This window comes from Roseomonas rosulenta (genome assembly GCF_016106005.1).
Lineage (GTDB): Bacteria > Pseudomonadota > Alphaproteobacteria > Acetobacterales > Acetobacteraceae > Neoroseomonas > Neoroseomonas rosulenta.
This window is the reverse complement of sequence record NZ_JACADR010000250.1, coordinates 1-6,543: the sequence shown is the minus strand read 5'-3', so window position 1 is coordinate 6,543 and position 6,543 is coordinate 1. Positions and strand designations below refer to the sequence as shown.

Here is a 6,543-nt window from a genome sequence, read left to right as displayed (position 1 = left end):
GACAACTCCCGCAGCCGTTCCTCCACGTCGAAGAACCCCGGCTGCCGAACCATCGCCATCCCCCGCGCCAATCCGCGTCAGTGAATCAGCCGAACGGCTTCAGGGCGAGGGGTTTCTGGAGGCGTCCGGTTGATGAACATGTCCACCATGTGGATGCCCATGCCGCCCATGCCGCCCAGCGGGCTCTCGGCGCGGTTCGCCCGCCACATGCCGGGCTTGTAGGCAGCCGCGCCGGGGCCGCTGAACTGGCCTTCCACATGCAGCAGCGTGCCCAGGCGGCCATCGGCGAGCATCGCCTTCATCTCGGCCACCGCCGGCAGGAATCGGCGGTTGTGGCCGAGCGCCATCACCACCCCGGCGGCGCGGCAGGCTGCCACCGCGGCCTCGGCGCTCGCCTTGGTCATGGTGAAGGGCTTCTCGACGAAGACATGCTTGCCCGCGCGCGCGGCGGCGATGACCTGCTCGGCATGCATGCCGTGCGGGGAGGCGATGGCCACCGCCTTCACGGCCGGGTCGGCCAGCACCGCGTTGAAATCGGGCAGGATGCGGATGCCCTGCCGCGCGGCCCAGTCGGCGGCGCGCTCGGGCCGGCCGGTGCAGCCCGCGACGAAGCGGATGCCGGTGTCGTTGCGGCCCTGCACGCTGTCGACCAGCGTCTGGCCCCAGCGGCCCATGCCGATGATGGCGGTGTCGAGCATAACGTATCCCTGTTCAGGCGGCTGGAGCGTTGCGGACGCGGCGCGATGTGCCGCCGGTTCTATAGGCGCGAGGCAAGAGTCCGCACAAATCCGGCGCCCACGCCACGGTCGTGGACGGACCCCGCGCGGCGTCAGCGGCCCTGCGGGGTCTCCAGCGCGTCGCGCATCCGCGGCAGCCGCGCCATGCCCCAGGCCACCACCAGCAGCGACAGCGCCACGGCGGCGAGCGTGGGCAGCGCCAGCCCCCAGACCTCGCCCGCCGCGCCCAGGATCAGCGCGCCCAGTGCCGGAAAGGCACGGGTGATGAGCCCCCACAGGCTCAGCACCCGACCGCGCATGGCGGGGTCCGACGCATTCTGCGCCAGCGTCTGCACGCTGATGCCATGCACCGACCCGGCAGCGCCCATCAGCGCCGCGCAGAGCACGCCGAAGGCGAACCATCCGGTCGCGGCGAAGCCCGCGGTCGAGAGCGCCAGCCCCAGCACGCCCAGCACCGCGAGCCGCGTGGTGCCCTCCATCCGCCCGCGCGCCGCCACCGCCAGGCCCGAGATCAGTGCACCGACGCCGAAAGCCGCGGTCAGCACCGCGAGCGATTCAGCCCCGCGCCCGAAGGCGCGCTCGACGAAGGGCGGCAGGATCTCCTGCACGCCGCGCAGCAGCAGCGCCGAGACCGCTGCGAAGGCCAGGATCGGCCCGAGCCCGGGATGGTGCGCGGCATAGCGGATGCCATCCAGGGTCTCGCCCAGCAGGCTCGCGGTCGCGGCATGTCCGCGCCGCGCGGCGGCCTCCACGCGCAGCATCGGCGTGGTGAGCGTGGCGACGAGATACGCCGCCGCATTGGCCGCGATGGCAGGCCAAACGCCGGCAACCGCGATGATCGGCCCGGCCAGCGCCGGGCCGATGAAGCGCGCCACGTTGAAGGTGAGGGAGTTCAGCGCCACCGCCGCCGGCAGGTCGGCGCGCGGCACCAGCCCCGGCATCAGGGATTGGCGCGCCGGCTGCGCAAAAGACGCCGCGATGCCGCCCACCACCTCGAGCACCAGAAGCACCCAGATGTTCATCGCCCCGAGGGCGACGAGGGTCGCGATCAGCGCCGCGTTGAGGCCGATCGCGGCCTGGCTCAGCATGGTCAGACGCAGCCGGTCGGCGCGGTCGGCGATGGCCCCGGCGATCGGGCTGACGACAACCGCGGGTGCCAGGTCGCAGAACGCCACCACGCCCACCCAGAAGGCGCTGCCGGTCAGTTCCCAGGCCAGCCAGGACACCGCGATGCGGTGCATCCACAGCCCGGTCCAGGCGGTCAGCGAGGCGCCGAAGAAGATGCGGGCATTGCGATGCGACAGCGCGCGCGAAAGCGTTCCGAGCGAGGCCATGGCGGGGCGATCCCCGCGCCGTCAGTTCCTGCGGCCGCGCTGCGCCGGGGCGGCGGGGTCCTGCGGGCGCGGGCCGGCGGTATTGGCGCGGATGCACTCGCGGATCAGGTCCTCGCGCAGGACGCGGCGGTTGAAGGCGTCGGACTGCACGCGCAGGGTCGGGATGTTGTTGGTCTGGTCGGTCATGAACATGGCCTGGTCGTCGCGCGCCGATTGGCCGCGTTCGCGGAAATTCACCGCGCGCTCGGCCTCGGCCGTGCAGCTCGCGCGCAGCGCGCCGTCGTCGCCGGCGCCGTCGCTGGCCGCGCGCATGCTGCGCGGCGCATCTACCGTCGCGCAGGCCGCGAGCAGCAGCGCGGCGAGAAGCGACAGCGGGGGCGCCAGACGGGTCATGCGGAGGCTCCGGAAGGAATCGGGCGCGACAATAGTCGCCGCAGACCCGTTTCGTCGAACCGCGCGGCGGCGTCCAGGGGCATGGCGGCGGCGGCGCGCAGCAGTTCCGGGTGGAGATCGATGCCCTCGGGTGTGACGCTGTACAGCCCCGCCAGCCAGCGGGCGCGCGCCAGCACATCGACCAGTGCGAGGAGCCGCAGGCACAAGGCGAGCCCGCCCGGCGTGGACAGGTCGTTCCGGGCGTCCACCGCCTCGGCCCAGCAGGCGGCGTCGGCATCGGCGAGCAGGAGTTCTTGGGCCTCGCCATCCGGGCGGCGGAACAGCAGCCGGCGCGGCGCGCCCCAGCGTTCGGCGGTGGCGGCGGCGCGGGCGTGGTCCCAGGCGGCGAGCAGGTCGCGCGGGGTGACGGCCGGCAGGGCTTCGGGCGCGAAGGGGATGGCGTAGGCGAGCAGGCCGTCCGGGGCCTGCGCGACCCGGATGGGGGAGGGCATGGCAGGAGAATGGGGCTTCGCGTCCAGGCGCGCCAGCGCGGGGCGGTGCGGAAAAACGACGACGGCGCCCGAAGGCGCCGCCGAAGTGTCAGGAATTCCGACGCTGGGTCGGGGCAACACGCCCCGAGGCGGTCAGGCCTGGGCGCGCCGGCGCCGAGCCATCATGCCGAGACCGGCGAGGCCCATGCCGAACAGGGCCAGCGTGGCGGGCTCCGGAACCGGCGTCGGTCCGGCAATGCCGCCCAGGCGGATCTGTTGAACGTCCGTCACGATATCGACAGTCGTGTTCAGCAACACCGAAAGGAAGTTCTCACCCGTGATGGTGAAGAAGTTCTGGCCGCTTGCCGAGATGGCGAAGGTATAGGTGGGCGGGCTTCCGGGAACGCCGCTGAAGGTGACGAAGCCATCAGCCGTAGCATCGATGTTCAACTGCAGCTTCGCAAAGGTGTCGCCGGCATTCGCGAGCGAAATGGCCAACTGGCTGTAGCCGACGCCGTCGGAGGCTGCGATCCGCGCCTGGCCGCCGGCGGGGGAGAAGATGTTCTCGTCGCTGGTGAACTTCACGAGCGTCGTGGGGCTGGTGTTCAGGCATCCGGTGATCGTCAGGGCCGGCCCGACATTGTTACCGGTGCAGGAATTGAACAGGACGTTGTCAACGTCGCCACTTCCGCCAACAAGGCCACTCTGTACGGTGAAGGCTGCCTGGGCACCGCCGCTGAGGACCATCATCGCGGCCCCCACGAAACCCGCAGCCAGTGTTTTTCCGAACTTCATTATCGCCTCTCCCGGCACCTGCGGATGCGCAACCATTGCGCATTCCATCGACCATGTAGCGATTACCGTGCCAATCACTAAGCATATGATCTGGTGGCAGAAAATATGCCGCGCGAAGCTCCTCCCAGCAAAGTGTCAAGTTTCCCGACACGCAGGCCCGCCGCCGTCATGCCGCGAGACCTTCTGCCACGGCGGGCTTGACCCCCTGTGCGCGCCGCGCCGACATGCCGTCATGACAGACATCGCAGACCTCAATGCCACCGCCGCCCTGGCCGCAATCCGCGCCGGGCGGCTCTCCGCCGCCGACCTGACGGAGGCCTGCCTCGAGCGCATCGCCGCGCGGGAGGGCACCATCCGCGCCTTCGCCTGGCATGACCCGGCGCAGGCGCGCCGCGCCGCGGCCGCGGCGGGGCAGGGGGCGCTCGCCGGCATCCCGATCGGCGTCAAGGACGTGATCGACACCGCCGAGATGCCCTCGCAATACGGCTCGCCCGCCTGGGCGGGGCATCGCCCGCGCTCGGACGCCGCCTGCGTCGCCGCGGCCCGCGCCGCCGGCGCGGTCGTGATCGGCAAGACCGTCACCACCGAATTCGCCACCCGCCACCCCGGGCCGACCGCCAACCCGGCCAATCCGAAGCACACGCCCGGCGGCTCCTCCTCCGGCTCGGCGGCGGGTGTGGCGGCGGGGTTCTTCCCGATCGCCTTCGGCACGCAGACCGCGGGCAGCATCCTGCGCCCGGCCGCCTATTGCGGCGTGGTCGGCTTCAAGCCGACCTACGGCACGCTGCACCGCGCGGGCATGAAGGTAATGAGCGAGAGCCTCGACACCATCGGCGTCATGGCGCGCTCGGTCGCCGATTGCGCGCTGGCCATGGCGGCGATGACCGGGGGCGACTACGGCACGCCCGAGGCGAAGGCGCCGCGCCCGCCGCGCCTCGCACTGGTGATGGGCCCCTCGGCCGACCACGCCGCGCCCGAGACGCTGGCGTTGATGGAGCGTGCGGCCGAGGCCTGCCGGCGCGCCGGCGCCACCGTCACGCCGGTGACGCTGCCCGAGGTCTTCACGGCGGCCTATGCCGCGCATCCCACGGTGATGAACGCCGAATCCGCGCAGGCGCTGGGCTGGGAGCTGGCCCATGCGCGCGCGCAGCTCTCCCCCGTGCTGCAGGAACGCATGGACTGGGGCCGCGCGCAGGGGGCCGCGGCGCTCGCCGCCGGACGTGCCGCCTTCGCCGCCGCGCAGGACGCCTTCCCCGGCGCGATCGCGGGCTTCGACGCGGTGCTGACGCCAGCGGCGCCGGGCGAGGCGCCGGAGGGGCTGGACTGGACCGGCGACCCCGCGTTCAACACGCTCTGGACGCTGCTGCACGGGCCCTGCGTGAGCGTGCCCGCGGGTGTCGGACCGCGGGGCCTGCCGCTCGGCGTGCAGGTGGCAGGGCGGATCGGCGAGGACGCGGCGGTCCTGGCCTGGGGGGAGTGGGTGCGCGCGGCGCTCGGCTGAAGGGCGCGTGCATGGCGGCCGAGATCAAGGCGGTGATGCTCGCGCATGCGCGCTCGGGCTCCACCATGCTGATGGAATACCTGGACGCGCAGCCCGACACGAGCTTCGCGCACGAGGTGTTCCACCAGCACCGCGTCCACCTGCCGGCCTTCATGCCTGGCGCGGCGGGCGACGCCGCCGCGCTCAAGGCGCGGCGCGATGCCGATCCCATGGGGTTCCTGGCCGAACTGGTCGCGGCCTGCCCGACGCGCATCTTCGGCTTCAAGTGGTTCCGCGGCCATGCGCCGGCGGTGCGCCGCGCGCTGATCGCCGATCCGGCCTGGCGCGTCATCATCCTGTACCGGGAGAACTTCCTGGCGCTGCATGCCTCCCAGCTGACCGCTCGGCTGACCGGGCGCTACGCGCAGCGCGGCCCGGCGCCCGGGGCGGCGCTGCCCGTGCTTTCCTTCGACCCGGAGGAATTCCTGCGCGGCTATGCGGCGTATCGCCGGTACTACGACGATCTGCTGCGCGACTGCGACCGTCAGGGCAAGGCGTTCCTGATGGTCGAGTACCAGCAGCTCTCGCGCGGCGAATTCCTGCGCAATGCGGCGCGGCGCCTGGGTGTCGCCGCACCCGTCGAGGCCACGCCGCGCCTGGTGAAGCAGGGGAGCACGCGGATCGAGGACCGCTTCGCCGATCCCAGGCCGGTGCGCGAGGTGCTCGAGCGAATCAACCGCGTGCACTGGCTGCGAGAGGAAGACCACTTCTTCGCTCCGCCGAACGCCGTCGCTTCGTCGCAGTGAGCATGCCCACGCCCGCGCCGGTGGCCCCCGACATTGCTGCGTGCCTTGCCGCCGCACGTACCGCGAACGAGGCCAGGGCCGCGCTGCGCGGCGCTATCGATGCCGCGGTGCGCGACGGTGCCCTGGCGGCGCTGCACGCGGGCAGTGTCGATGCCCTGCGCCGCGGCTCGGCCGGCCGCTGGACGCCCTTCGCACTTCCCGCCGCGGCGGTCGCGCTGCTGCGCGACCCCGCGCACTGGGACGGCGCTGGTGCCGCGCAGAGCGCCACGCCCGCGCTGCTGGCGGCGCTCGATGGGCTGATCGCGCAGACGCGCGGGCTACCGGCGGATCGGCAGGTCTATCTCGGCGTGCTCGAGGGCATCCGCCTCTATGTCGGCGGGGAGGAACGCGCCGCCTTCGCCCGCCTGGCGGAGGTCGGTCAGGGGCCGACGCCGATGCCCTGGTTCGCGCCGTTCGATTTCGCCTCGCCGGCCTGCTACCTGCGCGCGCTGCCGGAGGCGCTGCCCGCCGGCGCGCCCGCGCCGCGCC

8 protein-coding genes are annotated in these 6,543 nt (G+C 72.7%); 3 read left to right on the top strand and 5 right to left on the bottom strand.

Annotated features, from left to right (window positions below; genetic code table 11):
* Positions 1 to 77: 77 nt before the first annotated feature.
* The 5 genes from HW578_RS21105 to HW578_RS21085 form a co-directional block, all read right to left on the bottom strand.
* Positions 78 to 698, bottom strand: a complete 621-nt coding sequence (locus HW578_RS21105; protein WP_198372686.1) for a Gfo/Idh/MocA family protein — start codon at positions 696 to 698, stop codon at positions 78 to 80.
* A 131-nt stretch (positions 699 to 829) separates the two neighbouring features.
* A complete protein-coding gene (locus tag HW578_RS21100) occupies positions 830 to 2,071 on the bottom strand; it encodes an MFS transporter (RefSeq protein ID WP_198372685.1) in 1,242 nt (413 codons plus the stop codon).
* 21 nt (positions 2,072 to 2,092) lie between these two features.
* A complete protein-coding gene (locus HW578_RS21095) occupies positions 2,093 to 2,464 on the bottom strand; it encodes a hypothetical protein (RefSeq protein ID WP_198372684.1) in 372 nt (123 codons plus the stop codon).
* Entirely contained in the window at positions 2,461 to 2,955 is a 495-nt protein-coding gene (locus tag HW578_RS21090; protein WP_232479174.1) for a hypothetical protein, read from the bottom strand. Before HW578_RS21090 ends, HW578_RS21095 begins: the two co-directional genes overlap by 4 nt.
* Before the next feature lie 132 nt (positions 2,956 to 3,087).
* Entirely contained in the window at positions 3,088 to 3,729 is a 642-nt protein-coding gene (locus tag HW578_RS21085; RefSeq protein ID WP_232479173.1) for a PEP-CTERM sorting domain-containing protein, read from the bottom strand.
* A 232-nt stretch (positions 3,730 to 3,961) separates the two neighbouring features.
* Between HW578_RS21085 and HW578_RS21080 the strand changes: the two genes are divergently transcribed.
* From HW578_RS21080 to HW578_RS21070, 3 genes are all read left to right on the top strand, one after another.
* Positions 3,962 to 5,230, top strand: a complete 1,269-nt coding sequence (locus HW578_RS21080; RefSeq protein WP_198372683.1) for an amidase — start codon at positions 3,962 to 3,964, stop codon at positions 5,228 to 5,230.
* 11 nt (positions 5,231 to 5,241) lie between these two features.
* Positions 5,242 to 6,015 (top strand): hypothetical protein, encoded by a 774-nt coding sequence (locus tag HW578_RS21075; RefSeq protein ID WP_198372682.1) that lies wholly within the window; start codon positions 5,242 to 5,244, stop codon positions 6,013 to 6,015.
* A gap of 2 nt (positions 6,016 to 6,017) precedes the next feature.
* Positions 6,018 to 6,543, top strand: a 526-nt coding sequence (locus tag HW578_RS21070; protein WP_198372681.1) for a hypothetical protein, incomplete at its 3' end; no start/stop codon positions are given.

Coding starts and splice junctions, on each gene's coding strand:
- HW578_RS21095 (WP_198372684.1), bottom strand. CDS start 2,464: ATGACCCGTCTGGCGCCCCCGCTGTCGCTTCTCGCCGCGCTGCTGCTC.
- HW578_RS21105 (WP_198372686.1), bottom strand. CDS start 698: ATGCTCGACACCGCCATCATCGGCATGGGCCGCTGGGGCCAGACGCTG.
- HW578_RS21100 (WP_198372685.1), bottom strand. CDS start 2,071: ATGGCCTCGCTCGGAACGCTTTCGCGCGCGCTGTCGCATCGCAATGCC.
- HW578_RS21085 (WP_232479173.1), bottom strand. CDS start 3,729: ATGAAGTTCGGAAAAACACTGGCTGCGGGTTTCGTGGGGGCCGCGATG.
- HW578_RS21080 (WP_198372683.1), top strand. CDS start 3,962: ATGACAGACATCGCAGACCTCAATGCCACCGCCGCCCTGGCCGCAATC.
- HW578_RS21090 (WP_232479174.1), bottom strand. CDS start 2,955: ATGCCCTCCCCCATCCGGGTCGCGCAGGCCCCGGACGGCCTGCTCGCC.
- HW578_RS21075 (WP_198372682.1), top strand. CDS start 5,242: ATGGCGGCCGAGATCAAGGCGGTGATGCTCGCGCATGCGCGCTCGGGC.